The organism is Caballeronia terrestris (assembly GCF_001544515.1).
Taxonomy (GTDB): Bacteria; Pseudomonadota; Gammaproteobacteria; order Burkholderiales; family Burkholderiaceae; genus Caballeronia; species Caballeronia terrestris.
Genome location: NZ_FCOL02000007.1, coordinates 42,594 through 61,963, shown reverse-complemented (window position 1 = coordinate 61,963; position 19,370 = coordinate 42,594). Strand labels below are relative to the sequence as shown.

Genomic DNA, 19,370 nt, shown 5'->3' with positions numbered 1-19,370 from the left:
CGGTGCCCGGCGGCGCCCGTCATACAAGGCGCCCGGCGGGTTGCGTCAGACCTGGATCGCTTCGGGATCGGTCTTCTCGAGTTCCACCGACGCCGCGAGCAGCCCCAGCCGCGCCACGACGCCGTACATGTAGAAGCGGTTCGGCGGCGCCGCGCCGGGCTTCGCGTGGGCGTCGGGCAGCGCCGTATGCTCGAAGCCGAGCGGCACGAAGTGCATGCCGGGCGCGTTGAGATTCTGGTCGCGTTCGCGCGAATCGTGCACGCGATAAAACCCGCCGACCACGTACCGGTCGATCATGTACACGACCGGTTCCGCGACGCCGTTTTCCACGCGCTCGAACGTGTGCACGCCTTCCTGCACGATCACGTCGTGCACTTGCAGGCCGTCCTTCGCGTCGTTCATCTTCGCGCGCTCGCGCTTGGTGAGCGCGGCCACTTCACTCGCGTCGTGCACGGTCATCACGCCCTTGCCGTAGGTGCCGGCATCGGCCTTGATGACGACGTACGGCTTCTCGCTGATGCCGTATTCGCGATACTTCTTCGCAATTTTCTTCAAGACTCCGTCGATCGCGTCCGCGAGCGCTTGCTCACCCGTGCGCGCCTCGTAATCGACGCCTTCGACATGCGCGAAGTACGGGTTGATCATCCACGGATCGATTTCGACGAGCTTCGAGAATTTCTTCGCGACGTCGTCGTAGCAGGAAAAATGCGTCGATTTACGGCGTACGGCCCAGCCGGCATGCAGCGGCGGCAGCAGATACTGCTCGTGCAGGTTTTCGAGCACGGGCGGAATGCCCGCCGACAGATCGTTGTTCAACAGGATCGAACAGGGATCGAAATTCTTCAGGCCGAGACGGCGCGGCGTGCGTTCGAGCGGTTCGAGGACGATCTTCTGGCCGTCGGCGAGCGCGATCGTCACCGGGCCGTGGATGTTTTCGTCGAGCGTGCCGAAGCGCACGTGCAGGCCCGCCTGACGCATGATCGTCGCGAGCCGGGCGACGTTTTCGAGGTAGAACGCGTTGCGCGTGTGGCGCTCGGGAATCACGAGCAGGTTCTTCGCGTCGGGGCAGATCTTTTCGATCGACGCCATCGCGGCCTGCACGGCGAGCGGCAGCACTTCCTGCGGCAGATTGTTGAAGCCGCCGGGAAACAGATTGGTATCGACGGGCGCGAGCTTGAACCCCGCATTACGCAGATCGACCGAGCAATAAAACGGCGGCGTGTGTTCCTGCCATTCGAGCCGGAACCAGCGTTCGATGGCCGGCGTGGCGTCGAGGATCTTCCGCTCGAGATCGAGCAGCGGGCCATTTAACGCCGTAACTAAGTGCGGAACCATTGATTTCTCGCGGACTGGAGAGGAAAGATTGTAGAGCAATTGCTTTGCCTACTTGGGGATGAACCGCCTTTTCCCAAGGTTTCCCGGGCCCGCCCGCCGGGATTGCACCCTCAATTTTTCTTATCGCGGCGATAGTCCGCCGACGTCCACTTTCTGACGCACCAAAAAAGATGCCCGCCGGTTAAGGCGGGCAAAGTCGCTGCGCTCGTTCTGTCGCTTGCTGCTTGTGCTGTTGGTTTCCTCCGGATGCCTCCGGCCTGTCGCGCCGGACGCATAAGAGGCTGATATCAAACCTTATTCGACATGCTCGCCGTGCAGCGTGACGTCGAGACCTTCGCGTTCCTGTTCTTCCGTCACGCGCAGGCCCATGACCATGTCGATGATCTTGAGCAGGATGAAGCTGACGACGCCGCTATAAACCAGCGTCACGAGCACGCCCTTAGCTTGGAGCAGCACGCTGCCGTCGAAGCCGCCGATGTCCTTGACCGCGAACACGCCGGTCAGAAGCGCACCGATGATCCCGCCGACGCCGTGCACGCCGAACGCGTCGAGCGAATCGTCGTAGTTGAACTTGTGCTTGAGCCACGTCGCAGACCAGAAGCAGGCCACGCCCGCCACGATGCCGATCACGATCGCGCCCGTCACGCCGACGAAGCCCGATGCCGGCGTAATCGCGACCAGGCCCGCCACCGCGCCCGAAATGATGCCGAGCACCGACGGCTTGCCCTTCGCGATCCACTCCGCGAACATCCAGCCGAATGCGGCGAAGGCGGTAGCGATTTGCGTCGTCATCATCGCGAAACCGGCACGGCCGTCCGCCGCCACTGCCGAACCCGCGTTGAAGCCGAACCAGCCCACCCACAGCATCGATGCGCCGATCAGCGAGAGCACGAGGTTGTGCGGCGCCATGACTTCACGGCCATAGCCGACGCGCTTGCCGAGCACCAGACAGCACACCAGACCCGCGATACCGGCGTTGATGTGGACCACCGTGCCGCCGGCGAAGTCGAGCACGCCTGCGGAAGCCAGCCAGCCGCTCGGTTCCCAGACCATGTGCGCGATCGGCGAGTAGACGAGCAGCGACCACAGCGTCATGAACACGAGCATCGCGGAGAACTTCATGCGGTCGGCGAACGCGCCGGTGATGAGCGCCGGGGTAATGATCGCGAACGTCATCTGGTAGACGAAGTAGACCGATTCCGGGATTGTCGAGGCGAGGTGGCTCACGGTGAGCGTCGTCGCCTTGTCGCCCTTGATGTAGTCCATGCCGTGCAGGAAGACGCGCGAGAAGCCGCCGAGGAACGAACTGCCGGGCGTGAACGCGAGGCTGTAGCCGACGACCGTCCAGATGATCGTCACGAGACAGCAGATCGCGAAGCTCTGCATCACGGTCGCGAGCACGTTCTTCTTGCGGACCATGCCCGCGTAGAAGAGCGCGAGGCCCGGGACCGTCATGAAGAGCACGAGGGCCGTGGAGGTCAGCATCCAGGCGGTGTCACCCGAGCTGATTTTCGACGAATCGACGGAGAAAGGAGCCGTCGGAGCAGCGGGGGCGGCCTCGGCGCCCGACGCGGCCGGGGCCGCCGAAGCAGCTTCAGCCGAGGAGGACATCGCCGTGTTGGCGCTGACGGGTGACGCGGTGTCGGGTGCGCTTGCTGCCGTGGCATTGGACGCCGGGGCTGAAGCCGCAGCCGGAGCGGACGCGTCCTGGGCCAGAGCGGTGCCGACACTGGCGCCGATCAGCGACCCCGCCATCAACAAGGACATCAATAATTTGCGCATTCTTCTGTTTCCTCTTATCGCCGAATTCTTCTTAGAGAGCGTCCGCGCCGGTCTCACCGGTGCGAATACGAATGACCTGTTCGATTGCGGTGACGAAAATCTTGCCGTCGCCGATCTTGCCCGTGCGTGCTGCGCGTTCTACAGCCTCGATCGCCTGGTCGACGATGTCGTCCGAGACGGCCGCTTCGATCTTCACTTTTGGCAGAAAGTCGACGACGTACTCCGCGCCGCGATACAGCTCGGTGTGTCCCTTCTGACGGCCGAAACCCTTCACCTCGGTCACCGTGATGCCCGAGACGCCGATCGCCGACAGCGCTTCGCGCGCTTCGTCGAGCTTGAAAGGCTTGATGATTGCGGTAATAAGCTTCATGTAACCCTCGCAGTGGTGTGTCTGATCCCTCGTTGCCTCTCGCGGCGTCTCGTCGATGCTGCGCCGCGTCGTCCCGCCCGCCAGCCGCCGAAAAGAGCACGCAGGAAAGGCCCGCGCCAGTTATGCAACTCGTGTGCCATGCGTGTATTTATGGGGGAAAGCGGGATTTTTGATTCGGCTTGGGAGGAGCGTCGGCCGAATGGCTAACGCTCGGGACGCGTGCTGGCGCCGCATGGAGTTCGTTGCTAGAGTGCTCTCAAGGTCCGGCAAACAGGCGCGCAACGGGGTGTGACGGAGAGCGTCGGTCGATTAGACTTGCGCACCGCGCCGGTGCACCAAAATCGATCATTCAGGAACCCGGAGCACTGACCTAACGATGGATGCACCGAATTTGTGCATCAAGGGAGAAAAATCATGAAACAACCCAACGACGTATTCAACGATTTCCAGCAGAAAGTCAGCGAACTTCTGAAGAATTCGCCCGCAAAAGACCTTGAAAGGAACATGAAGGCCATGCTGTCGCAGGGCTTCTCGAAACTCGACCTCGTGACCCGTGAGGAATTCGATACGCAGACGCAAGTGCTCGTGCGCACGCGCGCGCGGCTCGAAGAACTGGAAGCGCGCGTCGCGCAGCTCGAACAGCGGCTGACGGCGGGCGGATCGTCGCAGGATTGAACTCGCTTTTCTAATGCAGCCTCGGCCGAGCGAGCCGTGACGTTTTGAAAGCATCGGCGCCGGATTGCAAAGGGGCCGGGATCAGAGGGGAAATCATGTCGCTTGCCGTGGTACGCAGCCGCGCGCCCGCGCCTGGGCGCGCGCCCGAGGTGGTCGTCGAAGTCCACCTCGCCAATGGATTGCCATCTTTTTCGATCGTCGGCCTGCCCGACCTCGAAGTCCGGGAAAGTCGCGAGCGCGTGCGCGCCGCGCTTCAGAACTGCGGCTTCGACTTTCCGGTTCGCAGAATCACCGTCAATCTCGCGCCCGCCGACCTGCCGAAGGAGTCCGGCCGCTTCGACTTGCCTATTGCACTCGGCATCCTCGCGGCGAGCGGGCAGATTCCGGCCGAATCGCTGGAGCGGCGCGAATTTGCGGGCGAGCTGTCGCTGACGGGTGCGCTGCGGCCGATGCGCGGCGCCTTCGCGATGGTCTGCGGGGCCGCGCGGCAATTTTCGGCAGACCAGCCGGCGCCCGAGGTTTATCTGCCGCTCGCGAGTGCGGCCGAGGCGGCGCTGGTGCCGGGCATCGACGTGTACGGCGCTGCCGATCTTCCCGCTCTTTGCGCACATCTCGCCGGTTCCGTCGACGGACGCCTGTCGCCGGTGCGCCAAAGCGCCTTGCCCGATGCCGCCGCAGGCCCGCCGCCGCCCGATCTCGCCGATGTCATCGGTCATCCTGGAGCGCGCCGCGCGCTGGAAGTGGCGGCGGCGGGCGGGCATCACTTGCTGATGGTTGGGCCGCCCGGCGCGGGCAAATCGATGCTCGCCGCGCGCCTGCCCGCCCTTCTCCCGCCGATGACCGACGACGAAGCGCTCACTTCCGCCGCGATCCTGTCGGCCAGCTCGCTTGGGTTTGCGCCCGAAGCGTGGCGTCGGCGGCCGTTCCGTGCGCCGCATCATTCGTCGAGTTCGGTGGCGCTGGTCGGCGGGCGCAATCCGCCGCAACCAGGCGAAATCACGCTCGCGCATCTGGGCGTGCTTTTCCTCGACGAGCTTCCCGAGTTCGATCGAAAGGTTCTTGAGACGCTCCGCGAGCCGCTCGAAGCGGGGCGCATCACGATTTCGCGCGCCGCGCAGCAAGCCGATTTTCCGGCCGCGTGCCAGTTGGTCGCCGCGATGAATCCGTGTCCGTGCGGCTGGCGCGGCGATCCGAACGGACGCTGCCGATGCACCCCCGAAGTCGCCGCGCGCTATCTGCGCAAGCTCTCCGGGCCGCTGCTGGATCGCATCGATATCCAGATCGAGTTGCCGGCGCTCACGCCGTCGGAATTGTCGGCGAGGAGCGCTGTGCGTGGCGAAGCGAGCGCAGGTGTGGCGCGGCGCGTAGCCGCCGCGCGCGAGCGGCAGGTGCAGCGGCAGGGGAAGACGAATCGCGAATTGGACGGCCGCGCGAGGCCGATGTCGTCTGCCAGCCCGATGCCGCCGGCGAGGCGCTCTTGCGCGAGGCGGGCGAGCGTTTCGGCTGGTCGGCGCGGGCTTATTACCGCGTGCTAAAGGTGACGCGCACGATCGCCGACTTGGCGGGAGTGGAGGTTCCGGGCGCGGGGCACGTCGCGGAGGCCGTTCAGTACCGGCGGGCGTTGTCGGTCGCCTGATCGCAAAAAGTGCTTGTCAAGACTTGACTTATGCACACCGCAACGCTCCAGGCCGAATGTTCATCCTACTAAAGCGTCAAATTTGGATGCTTGTTCAGGCCATTGATTTTATTGAATTATTTAAAGTGCTTCGATTGAAGGCAAAGTAACGAATCGCCCGCCAAATGGTCATATCAGCGACTGCTGACAGTCTTTTCCACAAAGTTATCCACAGAGCTTGTGGATAGTCGAAAAAAGTCAGCTAAATCCTATGATTAGCGCTGAAACCTGCTGCGGAACTTTCATTTCGAGATGGCAGTCTGAGCACGCCCGTTCTGTTCCGCCGCACAATTTGGAGGATTCGCTCTAATAAAGTTTGAAGGACGTGAAGAATTGATCGGCCTGTTCTTGCGGCGGTTCCTTGCCGGACACGATCGCAACCTGATACACGTGCACGCCCCGCGCGACGAAACGCGCGTGGATCGCATGAGACTCGCGCTTTTCGCCGCTCGTCCCCTTCACGTCGATTTCGCTACCCAACACGCGCCCGCCCGCCGCGAGTTCGATCTGCGTCGCGCGCGCCGACGGCGGCGCGTTCACGTTGCGCGCAAGGCCCTGCTGAAGGAAGTCGAGCGCGGCGCGCTGCAAGGCCGGATCGGCGCTCGGCAGGACAACCGTGCCGACGGCGAACACGGCGTCCCCGGCTTCGGCGGTCTGCATCTTCATTTGCATCGGCTGCCCGGCGATCTGGATTTCCCGCTGATCGGAACGCGGCTTGGCGGGCAGCGTGATTTCGTAGCCGTCGTCGTTGTTCATGACGGTGCGCCAGTCGTAGGCCGGCGTGCAGGCGAGGATCGCGCCGCAGGCGGCGAAGGCGCAGAAAGCAGCGGAGAGACGGCGTGAGACGGTGAGTCGTTTTGCTCGATTCATGACGAAAAAGCGCTGGAAAACCCTCATTATCGCCGCTTGATACCGGACCTTCCGGGTGCGGCGAGCCTGCGCCTAGGATTAAGGCTAAAATATTGCCTCTTCTGGCGCACTTCTCGCGCAGTCCCCGGTTTCACGAGGTTTCACATGTCCCAAGACACTCAGGAAACGTCCGCGCGCGGCAAGAGCCCGCTGCGCTATATCGTGATGGCGGTCGTTGCGGGCGTCATCGCCTGCACCGGCTATTTCGCGTTCGGCGGACAGCAGCGTGCACCCGATGCCACGTTCACGCTGCTTTCGGGGCAGAAGATCACGACATCCGCCGATCTGAAGGGCAAGGTCTATCTCGTCAACTTCTGGGCGACGAGCTGCGAGACCTGCATGAAGGAAATGCCGGAAATGATCAACACGTACAACCGCTTCAAGGATCGTGGGCTCGAATTCGTCGCAGTGGCGATGAGCTACGACGCGCCGATGTACGTGACGAACTACGCGCAGACCCGGAATCTGCCGTTCAAGGTAGCGATGGACGATGGCAGCGCGGCGAAGCAGTTTGGCAACGTGCAACTGACGCCAACGACGTTCGTCATCGATAAGGACGGGAAGATTCTGAAGCGGTATGTCGGGGAGCCGACGTTTGCCGAGCTGGATGCGCTGCTGGATAAGGCGTTGAAGGCGGGGTGATTGAGGGCATTGATGGAATTGTTGTGAGAGGGCTGCCCGGTGACGGGTGGCCCTTTTTTATCATTTACAGAGCAATTGCGCTGCCCTCACCGCTCCTCCCCCTTCACTGCCAGCCCATACCGCTTGATCTTCTCGTAAAGCGTCGCCTTGCCGAGCTGTAGCCGATCCGCCGCCGCAGCGACCACTCCGCCGCACCGCTCCAGCGCCTCCGCGATCACCACCCGCTCGAACTGCTCGGTCCGCTCCTTCAGCGACTGCGTTTCAGCATCGAGGGGAACGGCCGTATCGTCGATCACGCCGAGCACCATCCGGTCCGCCGCGTTGCGCAGCTCGCGCACGTTGCCCGGCCAGTCGCGCTGCATCAACTGCGCGCGCTGGCGGTCGGTCAGCATCGGCGCGGGGCGCTCGTAGCGCACGGCGGCATCGAGCAGGAAATGCTCGAAGAGCGGCACAATGTCCTCCCGACGCTCCGCGAGCGGCGGCAGCGTGATCGTCACGACATTCAGCCGATACAGCAAATCGCGCCGGAACGTGCCATCGGCCACGTGTTCCGCCATGTCGCCCTTCGCCGCCGCGACCACGCGGCAATTCGCGCGGATCGGCTGGTTCGAGCCGAGCCGCTCCAGCACGCCGTCCTGCAGCACGCGCAACAGCTTCACTTGTAGTGACAACGGCATGCTTTCGATTTCATCGAGGAAAAGCGTTCCGCCCGACGCATGCTCCAGCTTCCCCACCCGCCGCTTCTGCGCGCCGGTGAACGCGCCAGCCTCGTAGCCGAACATCTCCGATTCGAACATCTGCTCCGGCAGCGCGCCGCAATTCACGGCGATGAACGGCTTGTCCCGCCGCGGCGACAAATCGTGCAGGCTCCGCGCGATCAGTTCCTTGCCGGCGCCGGTATCGCCGTTGATGAGCACGGATGCGTCCGTCGGCGCGACGTTCGCGATCAGCCGGCGCACCTGCTCGATAGCCGGACTGCGCCCGATGATGCGCGGCGCCACGCTGTTCTGTCCCGCCAGCTCGCGCCGCAGCGCCTGATTTTCGAGCACCAGCGTTCGGCGTTCGAGCGCGCGGCGCACCGCTTCGATCAGGCGCTCGGAGGCGAACGGCTTTTCGATGAAGTCATAAGCGCCGTCGCGCATCGCCTGCACGGCCATCGAGATGTCGCCGTGTCCCGTCACGAGGATGATCGGCACTTCGGGCGCGCGTTCCCGGCATTGCGCGAGCAAATCGAGCCCGCTCGCACCGGGCAGGCGGATGTCGCTCACGATCACGCCGGGAAAACTCGCGTCGATCGAGCGCGACGCCGCCTCGACACTGCCGTGCCCCGCGACCTCGAAGCCCGCGAGTTGCAGGCTCTGGACGCTCGCCCGCCGCACCAGTTCGTCGTCTTCGATAAAGATCACCTGCAGGCCAGTCGTCATTGCTTGCTCTCGCTTTTCACAAAATGTCACGCACGCCGCAGCGTCAACACGAATTCTGCACCTTGGGCGCGGTCGGCGTCGGCCTGCGTGCCGCCTTCGGGGCCATCGACTTCCAGCGCCACCGCCCGATTGCGCGCGACGAGCATGCCGCCGTAGTCACGCGCGATCGCCGATGAAATCGCCAGGCCGAGGCCCAAGCCGTGTCCCATCTCCTTCGTCGTGAAGAATGGCTCAAAGAGGCGCGGCAGGACATCGGCGGGAATGCCTGGGCCGTTGTCGCGCACGACGAGTTCCACCGCCTCCGCGCGGATGCCGATCAATATCGAGATGCGCGGCGAATCGCACGCGCCGACCGCGTCGAGCGCATTGCCGATCAGGTTGATCAGGATCTGCTCCAGCCGCAGATCCTCACAGCGCACGGAGACCGGCGCATTCTCATCGGCGAGTTCGGGGGCAACGTCGAGCGCGACGTTTTGCATGCGCGGTCGCAGCATCGCAAGCACGTTGCGCAGTGCACGCGTCACGTCGGTGCGCGCGTTGCGCGGCCGCGCCTTCGAGACGAACAGCTTCAGCTGATTGGTGATCTTGCCCATCCGCTCGGTCAGCGAGGCGATCGCTTCGAGATTCTCCCGCGCCGCCGCCTGGTCGCCGCGTTCGATCAGCACGCGCGTGTTGTCGGAGAAACTGCGCAACGCGGCGAGCGGCTGATTCAGCTCGTGCGTGATGCCGGCCGCCATCTGGCCAAGCGCGGCGAGCTTGCTCGCCTGGACCAGCTCGTCGTGCGCGGCGCGCAAATCCTGCTCGGCGCGCGTGCGCTCGCTCACCTCCTTCGTCAGTTGCGCGTTCGCCTCCGACAGATCGGCGGTGCGCTCGGCGACGCGCTGGTTCAGTTCGGCATAGGCCGTTTGCAGCAATTCGCGGCTCCGGATCATGTCGCGCACGCGCACGCGCCGCATGCGCCAGTAGAACGCCAGCAGGCACAGCGACACCAACACGAGGCCCGTCACGATCGCGGCCGTGCGCGCGGCGCTCTCGACGGGATCGAGCGGCGCCATCGTGATCAGTTGCCAGTCGGGCTCGCCGATCGAACGGCGCGTCGCAAGGAAGCTCGGCGGATTGCGCCCGCCGCCGACGCGCACGATCTGCGCATCGCCTTCGAGCGTCTTCACAATGGTCATCGGCAGCGGCTCGATCGTTTTCTGCGCGTACTGGCGCGCGGCGAACACGGACGCCTCGATGTTCTTCGGCAGCGGCCGTATCGTGTGATATTTCCACGCGGGCACGGAGGAGAGAAAAATCACGCCGTGATCGTCGGTGACGATGAGCGGTTCGGACGCGTCCGCGCCTTGCAGCCATTCGAGGTTGAGCTTCACCACCGCCACGCCGGCGATCTCGCGCGTGCCCTCGCGATAAACCGGCTGCGAGATGTAGTACCCCGGCTCGCGGGACACCGTGCCAAGCCCGAAAAAGCGGCCGGTGTGGCCTTGTGTGGCGTCGATGAAGTAGGGGCGAAACTGATATTCCGAGCCGACGAATGTGTCCGGCTGCAACCAGTTGCTCGCCGCGACGCACACGCCGTTCGCCCGAATGATGTAGGTGACGGTCGCGCGGGCGCGGCCGTTCAGGTCGTCGAGATAGCGGTTCGCGCGTTCCGTGTTGCGCGGCGTTGGATCGGTCAGGACTTCCTGCACGATCGGATGGCGCGACAGCAGGTACGGCAGATATTCGTAACGGTCGAGCGTGCTCTTGAGCGTGCCCGTCGTGCGATCGACGCGGGCCGCGGCGTTGCGCCGCAAATCGTCGATACCGCGCTGCCACGCGATGTTCCAGGTCAGCGCGCAGGCCGCCACGAGCGCGGCGGCGAGCGCGAGGAACACGAGCAGACGGCGCGTCACGTGTGTGGTTTCCGGGAGATGAGATTTCGCGATTGTGGCATAGGCGCCGTCCGAAAACGGACGCGGCGAAGCATCCGTCAATCGATGCTTCGCCGCTTTCATTGCCGTGTCGTCCGGTTTTTTAGTGCTGCTTCAGCGGAACGGGTTCCTCTTCCGTATCGGCCACCGGGTTGCCGGACAGCGCGTTACGCATCTTGTTGCGATCGAGTTCCTTCTCCCACGCCGACACCACCACCGTCGCCACACCATTGCCGACGATGTTCGTCAGCGCGCGGCATTCGCTCATGAAGCGGTCGATGCCGAGAATCAGCACCATGCCCGAGAGCGGAATCGTCGGCACGACGGCGAGCGTCGCGGCGAGCGTGATGAAGCCCGCGCCCGTCACGCCGCTCGCGCCTTTCGACGTCAGCATCGTCACCGCGAGGAGCGTCAGCTGCTGCGTCCAGGTGAGATCGGTGTTCGTCGCCTGCGCGATGAAAAGCACGGCCATCGTCATGTAGATGTTCGTGCCGTCGAGGTTGAACGAGTAGCCGGTCGGCACCACGAGACCCACCACCGAGCGCGAGCAGCCGACCTTTTCGAGCTTCAACATCAACTGCGGGAGCGCCGCCTCCGACGAGCTCGTGCCGAGCACGATCAGCATCTCTTCCTTGATGTACGAGATGAAGCGCAGGATGTTGAAGCCCACCGTCTTCGCGATCAGGCCGAGCACGACGACCACGAAGATGATCGACGTCAGATAGAACGTGCCGATCAGCTTCAACATCGGCACGAGCGAGCCGATGCCGTACTTGCCGATGGTGAACGCCATCGCGCCGAACGCGCCGATCGGCGCCAGCTTCGTGATGATGCCGACCATGCCGAACAGCACGCCCGACAAGCCTTCGATGAACGTCGTCACCACGCGGCCCCGATCGCCCAGGTGCGCGAGCACGGCGCCGAACAGGAGCGCGATCAGCAGGATCTGCAGGATTTCGCCCTGCGCGAACGCCGACACGAGCGTGTCCGGGATGATGTGCATCAGGAAATCGACCGTCGACTGGCCGTGCGCCTTCGCGGCGTAGGACGCGACCGCCTTGCCGTCGAGCGTTGCCGGATCGACGTTGAAGCCGGCGCCCGGTTTCAGGATGTGCGTCGCCGCGAGGCCGATCACGAGCGCGAAGCTCGAGACGATCTCGAAGTACAGCAGCGCCTTGCCGCCGACGCGCCCGACCTTCTTCATGTCCTCCATGCCCGCGATGCCGGTCACGACGGTACAGAAGATGATCGGCCCGATCACCATCTTGATGAGCTTGATGAAGCCGTCGCCGAGCGGCTTCATGTCGGTGGCGAAGGCGGGATAGAAGTGTCCGAGCGCGATACCGACAGCGATGGCGATCAGCACCTGCACGTACAGGATTTTGTAGAAGGGTTTTTTCTTCACGATGGTTCCGGGCAAATTTCAGGCAGTTGGCAAGGGAAGCCAGTGGCGAGCCGCGAGAAGCGCGTGGGGCGTCGGTGCTTTGAGAGGAGCACCATGAAACGCGCCGCGAGCAGCAGCCAGGCCGCTACGACGACGGATTCAAGGGCGTTTCGAGGGATTGGGATGCATCGCTTGTCTCCTTTGGCTTTTTATGGAGCGGCCTTGCGGGCCACGCTTCTATATTGCAAGGTCGATGCCAGCTATTGATATGGCTAAGCGGTTGAATTTAATGGGGTTTTCGTGCGCCCGCCTGAGTGCGCATCTGGCTTTCCGGAATTCCGGAAACACGCCGTCCGACGTTTCGGACGGCCTTCGGGTTTTCCCCTAGAGCCTGTACCTACGGGCTTTCCCGAGGTTTTGAGACAGCTTTGAGACGCGCCGGGACCGGTTAAGCAATCCAGCGACCCGGAAAACAAAAAACCCACGTCACCGTGGGTTTTTTTGTTCTGGTGCAGCAGGCTTTCTTAAACCACGCCTGCGTCGTGCGCTTGCTGATCCGCGTGATAACTCGACCGCACCATCGCGCCGACTGCCGCGTGCGTGAAACCCATCTCGTAAGCCGCTTCCTCGTACATCTTGAAGGTATCGGGATGCACATACGAACGCACCGGCAAATGATGCTCCGACGGCTGCAGATACTGCCCGATCGTCAGCATGTCGACATTGTGCTCGCGCAGGTCGCGCATCACCTGAAGGATTTCGTCCTCCATTTCGCCGAGACCGACCATGAGACCCGATTTCGTCGCGACTTCCGGATGCAGCGCCTTGAAGTCCTTCAGAAGCTTCAGCGAATGGTGATAGTCCGACCCCGGGCGCGCTTCCTTGTAGAGACGCGGCACCGTTTCGAGATTGTGGTTCATCACATCGGGCGGCGCGGCGGTCAGGATGCCGATCGCGCGATCCAGCCGGCCGCGGAAGTCCGGCGTCAAAATTTCGATGCGCGTTTGCGGCGAATGCTCGCGCACCTGCCGAATGCATTCGACGAAGTGCGCGGCGCCGCCGTCGCGCAGATCGTCGCGATCGACGCTGGTGATCACCACGTACTTCAGCTTCAGCGCGCCGATGGTGCGGGCGAGGTTGAGCGGTTCGTCGGCGTCGAGCGGATCGGGGCGGCCGTGGCCGACGTCGCAGAACGGGCAGCGGCGCGTGCACTTGTCGCCCATGATCATGAACGTCGCGGTGCCTTTGCCGAAGCATTCGCCGATGTTCGGGCAGCTCGCTTCCTCGCACACCGTGTGCAGGTTGTGCTCGCGCAGGATCTGCTTGATTTCGTAGAAACGCGAGCTGCCGGTCGCGGCTTTCACGCGAATCCACTCGGGCTTCTTCAGTTTTTCGATCGGGACGATCTTGATCGGAATGCGCGCCGTCTTCGCCTGCGCCTTTTGCTTGGCGGTGGCGTCGTAGGCGGCGGGGGCGGGCGTCGCGGGGGTTGCGGGAGTTGCAAAAGCGCCAGCGAGATTTCCGGTTGCGTCAGTCATTCGGTCGATCCATTCAGACGGTCAGGCCGTTCTGCGGTTGAGCGGCGCCACTCGGAACGCCGTCGATTTGATAGGTAAGCCGTTCAGCAAGACGCCCGGCCACTTCATGCCAGTCGGCCGCGACGCCGAGCGTCGCCATGTCGACTGTTTCGAGTCCCGCGTAGCCACATGGATTGATCGCGAGAAACGGCTGCAGATCCATCTTCACGTTCAGGCTCACGCCGTGATAACTGCAGCCATTTCGAATCTTCAGACCCAGCGCGGCGATCTTCGCGCCTTCGTGCAGATGGGCGTCCGGGCTTGTCGCACGGTTGTTTTCGAACGGTCGTGAGACGTAGATACCGGGCGCGCCAGCCTTACGATCAGTCGCCAGATTATACGCTGCAAGCGTTTCGATCACGGCCTCCTCGATCCGCCGCACCAGCTCGCGCACCATGAGCTTGCGGCGGCGCAAGTCGAGCAGCAGGTACGCGACGACCTGTCCCGGCCCGTGATACGTGATCTGCCCGCCGCGATCGACTTTGACGAGTGGAATGCCGCTATCGGAGACCAGAAGATGCGCGGGATCGCCCGCGAGACCGAGCGTGAACACCTGCGGATGCTCGACGAGCCAGATTTCGTCGGGCGTGTCAGGCGTGCGGGCGTCGGTGAACGCGCGCATGGCGTCGAAGCTTTGGCCGTAGGGTTCGAGGCCGAGCCAGCGCAGCGTCACGGGATGCTCGCCGGAGCCGATGAGGCTCGCGGCGGCGGGATGGGGATGAAGCGGGGAGTCAAGCGTCGTGGCGGGCATGGTCCCGGTAGTTTACCGAAATCGCGTGTTGCCCGCCGCGCCTTGAAACGTCGCTCAGACCGTCCTCCAGCCGGAGCGGAAGCGAACGACGAGGCGGTCAAACGAATACGCGAGCCAGGTGGCGGCGCGCTGGTCGGGGCGCGGGCAGATCGTGAAGACGACTTGCGCGGCACGATCGCCTTCGACGCTCAGCCAGAGCCGTTCGCGCTCGCGCAGCTTGAGCGTGTCGCCGGGGACGAGCCAGTAGTCTTCGATGTCGTTGCTGCGCGTCGCCCAGACGGCGGCGCCTTGGACCTTCAGCCGCGTGCTGCGGCCGATGCGCATCGGCACGGTTTCGCCGGGCTTGATTTCGAACGTGACGCTTGTGGAAATTTCTCGCATGATCGACTCCGCCAAAGTTGGTTTCGATGGCTACAATCGTAGGCGCAGCAAGGGGTTACGCAAAACGAGCAATTTTCACGGCTATGTGAGATAAATTAGCCAAGGCGAGTCACTTTCGCCCGGTACGGACATACGAACTCAGAACTCATGGATCTCCGCCAACTCCCCGCCCTCAATGCCTTACGTGCCTTCGAAGCCGCCGCGCGCCACGAAAGCTTCTCCCGCGCCGCCGACGAGCTTTTCGTCACGCACGGCGCCGTGAGCCATCAAGTCCGCGCGCTCGAAGCCGAGCTCGGCGTCCCGCTCTTCGCCCGCGACGGCAAGCGCGTGCGTCTCACCGACGGCGGCCGGCAATACGCCGCCGAAGTCCGCGCCGCGCTCGTCACGCTTGCCGAAGCCACGCGTCAGGTGCGCTCCGGCGATCGCGACCGGCGACTTGTCGTATCGATGCTGTCGTCGTTCTCGGCGCGTTTCGTGACGCCGCGTGTCGGCGGTTTCATCGAGAAGCATCCGGAAATCGACCTCGAATTGCTGTCGACGAACGCGCTCACCGATTTCACCCGCGACGACGTCGATGTCGCGATTCGCTTCGGCTTCGGCAAGTACCCCGGCCTTCACGCAGAAAAGCTCCTGGATGAGGTATTTTTCCCCGCATGTTCGCCGAAGTTCAACGGAGGCAAGCTCCCGCGCGCGCCCGCTGATCTCACGAGCACGCCGCTCCTTCGCTCGAATGACGAACTGTGGCGCCCGTGGTTCGACGCCGCCGGACTCATCGACTTGCCGGAGCCAAAACGCGGCGTCTTGTACGAAGATTCATCGAATTTGCTGCAGGCGGCCATCGACGGCCAAGGGATCGCGCTCGTGCGCCGCTCGCTCGCGATGCATGAAATCGTCGCAGGGCGCCTCGTGCGGCTTTTTGCAATCGACGGGCCGAGCCCGTGGACCTATTTCTTCGTCTGCCCGCCCGCCTTGCTGAAGGCAAAGCGGGTGCAGGACTTTCGCGCGTGGATTTTCGACGAAGCCGAGCAGTTCAAGCGCATCTACGAATGCACGCCAGCCGCGTGCGATGCGCCCGTTGCGCAGGTCAGAGCACTACCTTGACCATCGGATGGCCGGTGAGCGCGCGGTAGATGTCGTCGAGATGGGCGCGGCTTTGCGCGCGCACGGTGACCGTGAGGCCGGTGTAGTTGCCGCCGGACGACGGCCGCGTCTCGATGCGCGTGATGTCGAATTCGCCGTCGTATTCGCGGATCACGGTGACGATCGCGTCCTGAAATTCGGGATGCGCCTTGCCCATCACCTTGATCGGGAAATCACAGGGGAAGTTGAACAGGTCGTCCGCAGTTTGGGGGGTGGCTGGCTTCTCGGGGGTCGTCATGGCTTTCTCCTTCACTTGGCGCGCGCGCTCAGGTCCTGAAATTCGCGCGCCTTCGCCCGCTGGTAGGCGTCATACAAAGCAGCATAGACCGCGCCGGGACGGCCGTCGCCGACCGGCGCGCCGTCCAGCACGGTGATCGGCATCACTTCCTTCGTCGCCGAACTAATCATGATTTCGTCGGCGTCGCGCAGTTCGGCTTCGGTGATATCACGTTCCTCGAACACAATGCCCGCTTCGAGCGCCAGTTCCTCAACGAGCGCATAGCGGATGCCTTCGAGAATCCGTGGCCCGCGCGGCGCGCCGAAGAGCTTGCCGCCCTTCACAATCCAAACATTCGACGACGATCCTTCCGTCAGCAGCCCGTCACGCAACTGGATGGTTTCGAGCGCGTCGTTTTCGGCGGCGTGCTGTGCCATCAACACGTTGCCGAGCAGCGAAATCGACTTGATGTCGCAATGCAGCCAGCGCTTGTCCTCGGCGGTGACGGCGCGCGCGCCCTGCACGCGGCTCTCGGCGCTCGGAAACGTGAGCGGATTGACCATCACGAAGACGGTCGGCGTGACGCCGGCCGGGAACGCGTGGCCGCGACGCTTCGCCACACCGCGCGTCACGTGGATATACACCAGCGCGTCGCCTTCGCCCTCGTTCGCTTCGATCGCCTGGTTGATCAGCGTGCGCCAGCCGGCGTCGTCGAACGGATTGTCGATGCGGATCTTGCCGAGGCTGCGCGTGAGCCGCGCCAGATGCTGCGTGAGGCGGAACGGCGCGCGGCCGTCCGGCGTGGCGTACAGCGGCACGACTTCGTACACGCCGTCACCGAAGATGAAGCCGCGATCGAGCACCGGAATGCGCGCTTCGGAAAGCGGGCCCCACTCGCCGTTCAGATAAACGATTGGGTCGAGTTCATGGCTCATCGCGGCGGCTCCTCCTTAAGACTTGCGCTTGTCCCACCACAGCAGCGCCGAATCCCACAGGCGCCCGACGATGCCCGCCTCCGGCACGTCCTGCAACGCGACGAGCGGGAACTGCGCGACTTCCTTGCCGTCCGCCATCATCTTGACGGTGCCGATCTGCTGGCCCTTCTTGACCGGCGCGGTGATCAGCGCGTTATGCGTGACCGACGGCTTCACCTTCTCGCCCATGCCCTTCGGCACGGTGACGTACTGGTCGGTCGTGACGCCCGCCTTCACGGTGCTCTCGGCGCCCTTGTAGATGCGCGGCGATTCGATCACCTGATCGGCCTTGTAGAGCCGCACCGCGTCATAGGCCGTGTAGCCGTAGTTCAGCATCTTCAGGCTGTCCTGCACGCGGTTGTGCTCTTTCGGCTCGCCCATCATCACCGCCACCAGCCGCCGATTCGCGTCGGGCACGCCTGTCAGCGGACGCTTGGACGTCGCGATCAGGCAGTAGCCCGCGGCCTTCGTGTGGCCGGTCTTCAGGCCGTCGACGGTCGGATCGAGCCACAGCAGGCGGTTGCGGTTCGGCTGCTTGATCTTGTTGTACGTGAAATCGCGCACCGAGAAGATGTCGTAGTACTCGGGGAAATCGCGGATCAGGCGCGTCGACAGCACGGCGAGGTCGCCCGCGGTCGTGTAGTGCTGCGGATCGGGCATGCCGTTGACGTCGGCGAAGTGCGTGTTCTTCATGCCGATGTTCTTCGCCGCCGCGTTCATCAGCGTGACGAAGTTCGTCTCGCTGCCGCCGACGAGTTCCGCGAGCGCGATCGCCGCGTCGTTGCCCGACTGCACGATCATGCCGTAGACGAGATCGTGCACGGTCACCGGCTTGTTCGCCTCGACGAACATGCGCGACTCGTCGGTGCGAACGCGGCGCACGGCCTCGCTCGGCATGACGGTCTGGTCCATGTTGATCTTCTTCGACTTCAGCGCGTCGAATACAAGATATGCGGTCATCAGTTTCGTGAGCGACGCGGGTTCCGAGCGCTCGTCCGGATTGCCGGAGGCGAGCACCTGGTTGCTCGTGGCATCGACGAGGACCCACGAACGCGCGGTCACGTCGGGCGGCGGCACTTGCGCAAAGGCGCTCGCGGCGGCCAGCGTGGCGGGCAGGACGATGGCGGCGGTGATCGCGCGGTACAGCGCGCGTTGATGTGATTCAGCTACGGAAAAGGACAGGCCGGAAGGGGAAAAGCGCATAGGATCGGGTCGGCAGAAAAGGCATCGGCGCTTCGTCGGGGTCGATGTCGAACGGCGAAGCGCAGGTTGAACAGGCAGACCGTCGGGCCGGTCGGGCGCGTTGTTTCGTTGGATGCAGCGCGGGCGAAAGCCGCGGGCGCAGCGAAAAAGGCGCTCGTTGGACAGACGGCCGCGCGATCGGTTCTCAAGCGGCGCAGCGGCGGCGCCGTGCGCTAAAGCGATCGCTGAACGGTCAGGTTGCAGCGCAAAAGTCTGCGCCATTATACGCGTCGCGCGATGCGGTTTCGCCTCTGAAATGGTCAGTTAACGCGTGTTTTCGGCACTTCGCAGGCCTTCGATTCGCCCGCTGCCGGAAACGCCTCAGCGCCACGCCTCGACGATCACGCGCTTCAGGATATGCAGTTTGCGATGGAAGAAATGCTCGCCGCCCGGAATCACGACGACCGGCAGTTCCTGCGGCCGCGCCCAGTCGTAGACCGACGCGATCGGCACGGTTTCGTCCACTTCGCCGTGGATCACCAGCGTGCTTTCGGGCACTTCGGCGACTTCCCAGCGGCTCGCCGCCGTGCCGACGAACACCATCCGCTCGATCGCCTGGCCTTCGTCGCGCAGTTTCTTCGCCACGTGCGACAGCACGAACGTGCCGAATGAAAAGCCCGCGAGCACGAGCGGCGCATCGTTTTGGCCCGGCTGTGCGCGCATGTGGGCGATCACCGCGAGCAGGTCGTCGCGTTCGCCGATGCCGTCGTCGTGCTCGCCGCCCGTCTGCCCGACGCCGCGAAAATTCGAGCGATACGTCGTGTAGCCGAGCTGCACGAAGGTGCGCGCGAGCGTCTGCGCGACCTTGTTGTCCATCGTGCCGCCGAAGAGCGGATGCGGATGCGCGACGAGCACGATGCCGCGCGGCGTGCCTTCGGCGCGATCGAGCGCGACTTCGATCTTGCCCACCGGGCCGTCGATCAGGAATTTTTCGGTTTGCGCGTTCATCGGTCGGTTCGCGTTTTCGGGGTCAGGCCAG

The 19,370-nt window shown here is 63.8% G+C and carries 18 protein-coding genes and 1 pseudogene; 5 read left to right on the top strand and 14 right to left on the bottom strand.

The features are described 5' to 3' along the window. Nucleotides 1-45: 45 nt before the first annotated feature. The 3 genes from gshA to AWB67_RS08410 all read right to left on the bottom strand — a co-directional run bounded on the left by gshA (nt 46) and on the right by AWB67_RS08410 (nt 3,487). Complete coding sequence (gshA, locus tag AWB67_RS08420; protein WP_087655784.1) at nt 46-1,335, bottom strand: glutamate--cysteine ligase; 1,290 nt, start codon at nt 1,333-1,335, stop codon at nt 46-48. Between the two features lie 294 nt (nt 1,336-1,629). Further along, a complete protein-coding gene (locus AWB67_RS08415) occupies nt 1,630-3,117 on the bottom strand; it encodes an ammonium transporter (RefSeq protein WP_087655783.1) in 1,488 nt (495 codons plus the stop codon). 31 nt (nt 3,118-3,148) lie between these two features. Continuing rightward, a complete protein-coding gene (locus tag AWB67_RS08410; RefSeq protein WP_014190273.1) occupies nt 3,149-3,487 on the bottom strand; it encodes a P-II family nitrogen regulator in 339 nt (112 codons plus the stop codon). A 414-nt stretch (nt 3,488-3,901) separates the two neighbouring features. Between AWB67_RS08410 and AWB67_RS08405 the strand changes: the two genes are divergently transcribed. The 3 genes and pseudogenes from AWB67_RS08405 to AWB67_RS43325 all read left to right on the top strand — a co-directional run bounded on the left by AWB67_RS08405 (nt 3,902) and on the right by AWB67_RS43325 (nt 5,798). Then, nucleotides 3,902-4,162, top strand: coding sequence for an accessory factor UbiK family protein (locus AWB67_RS08405; protein ID WP_087655782.1), 261 nt, complete (start codon nt 3,902-3,904; stop codon nt 4,160-4,162). Nucleotides 4,163-4,257: 95 nt separating this feature from the next. Beyond that, nucleotides 4,258-5,514 (top strand): annotated as a pseudogene (locus tag AWB67_RS08400) (YifB family Mg chelatase-like AAA ATPase); the annotation flags it as partial. After that, nucleotides 5,472-5,798, top strand: coding sequence for a magnesium chelatase subunit ChlI family protein (locus tag AWB67_RS43325; protein ID WP_374729809.1), 327 nt, complete (start codon nt 5,472-5,474; stop codon nt 5,796-5,798). The pseudogene AWB67_RS08400 and the gene AWB67_RS43325, both read left to right, overlap by 43 nt. Nucleotides 5,799-6,143: 345 nt before the next feature. On the opposite strand, the gene AWB67_RS08395 is transcribed toward AWB67_RS43325, so the two are convergent. Then, entirely contained in the window at nt 6,144-6,707 is a 564-nt protein-coding gene (locus tag AWB67_RS08395; protein ID WP_235025079.1) for a hypothetical protein, read from the bottom strand. 144 nt (nt 6,708-6,851) lie between these two features. On the opposite strand from AWB67_RS08395, the gene AWB67_RS08390 reads away from it, so the two are divergent. Then, complete coding sequence (locus AWB67_RS08390; protein WP_087655781.1) at nt 6,852-7,388, top strand: peroxiredoxin family protein; 537 nt, start codon at nt 6,852-6,854, stop codon at nt 7,386-7,388. A gap of 86 nt (nt 7,389-7,474) precedes the next feature. On the opposite strand, the gene AWB67_RS08385 is transcribed toward AWB67_RS08390, so the two are convergent. The 6 genes from AWB67_RS08385 to AWB67_RS08360 all read right to left on the bottom strand — a co-directional run bounded on the left by AWB67_RS08385 (nt 7,475) and on the right by AWB67_RS08360 (nt 14,818). Further along, nucleotides 7,475-8,812, bottom strand: coding sequence for a sigma-54-dependent transcriptional regulator (locus tag AWB67_RS08385; RefSeq protein ID WP_087655780.1), 1,338 nt, complete (start codon nt 8,810-8,812; stop codon nt 7,475-7,477). 26 nt (nt 8,813-8,838) lie between these two features. Further along, nucleotides 8,839-10,809 (bottom strand): sensor histidine kinase, encoded by a 1,971-nt coding sequence (locus AWB67_RS08380; RefSeq protein ID WP_087655779.1) that lies wholly within the window; start codon nt 10,807-10,809, stop codon nt 8,839-8,841. Nucleotides 10,810-10,828: 19 nt separating this feature from the next. Then, nucleotides 10,829-12,130, bottom strand: a complete 1,302-nt coding sequence (locus AWB67_RS08375; RefSeq protein WP_087655778.1) for a dicarboxylate/amino acid:cation symporter — start codon at nt 12,128-12,130, stop codon at nt 10,829-10,831. Between the two features lie 503 nt (nt 12,131-12,633). Then, nucleotides 12,634-13,647, bottom strand: a complete 1,014-nt coding sequence (gene lipA / locus AWB67_RS08370; protein ID WP_087655777.1) for a lipoyl synthase — start codon at nt 13,645-13,647, stop codon at nt 12,634-12,636. 13 nt (nt 13,648-13,660) lie between these two features. After that, the gene (gene lipB / locus AWB67_RS08365) at nt 13,661-14,437 is read right to left on the bottom strand and encodes a lipoyl(octanoyl) transferase LipB (RefSeq protein ID WP_087655776.1); all 777 of its coding nucleotides are present in this window, start codon (nt 14,435-14,437) and stop codon (nt 13,661-13,663) included. A 54-nt stretch (nt 14,438-14,491) separates the two neighbouring features. Then, entirely contained in the window at nt 14,492-14,818 is a 327-nt protein-coding gene (locus tag AWB67_RS08360; RefSeq protein ID WP_087655922.1) for a DUF2917 domain-containing protein, read from the bottom strand. Between the two features lie 147 nt (nt 14,819-14,965). Here AWB67_RS08360 and AWB67_RS08355 point away from each other — a divergent pair, with 147 nt between their 5' ends. Beyond that, nucleotides 14,966-15,919, top strand: coding sequence for a transcriptional regulator GcvA (locus AWB67_RS08355; RefSeq protein WP_087655775.1), 954 nt, complete (start codon nt 14,966-14,968; stop codon nt 15,917-15,919). Here the strand turns inward: AWB67_RS08355 and AWB67_RS08350 are convergent. The 4 genes from AWB67_RS08350 to AWB67_RS08335 form a co-directional block, all read right to left on the bottom strand. Continuing rightward, the gene (locus tag AWB67_RS08350) at nt 15,903-16,196 is read right to left on the bottom strand and encodes a YbeD family protein (RefSeq protein WP_087655774.1); all 294 of its coding nucleotides are present in this window, start codon (nt 16,194-16,196) and stop codon (nt 15,903-15,905) included. The genes AWB67_RS08355 and AWB67_RS08350 overlap by 17 nt on opposite strands. A gap of 11 nt (nt 16,197-16,207) precedes the next feature. Next, nucleotides 16,208-17,110, bottom strand: a complete 903-nt coding sequence (locus AWB67_RS08345; RefSeq protein WP_087655773.1) for a D-amino acid aminotransferase — start codon at nt 17,108-17,110, stop codon at nt 16,208-16,210. A 15-nt stretch (nt 17,111-17,125) separates the two neighbouring features. After that, complete coding sequence (locus AWB67_RS08340; protein WP_087655772.1) at nt 17,126-18,352, bottom strand: D-alanyl-D-alanine carboxypeptidase family protein; 1,227 nt, start codon at nt 18,350-18,352, stop codon at nt 17,126-17,128. 360 nt (nt 18,353-18,712) lie between these two features. Then, nucleotides 18,713-19,339: an alpha/beta hydrolase gene (locus tag AWB67_RS08335; protein ID WP_087655771.1), complete on the bottom strand. Its 627-nt coding sequence runs from the start codon at nt 19,337-19,339 to the stop codon at nt 18,713-18,715. Nucleotides 19,340-19,370: the final 31 nt, after the last annotated feature.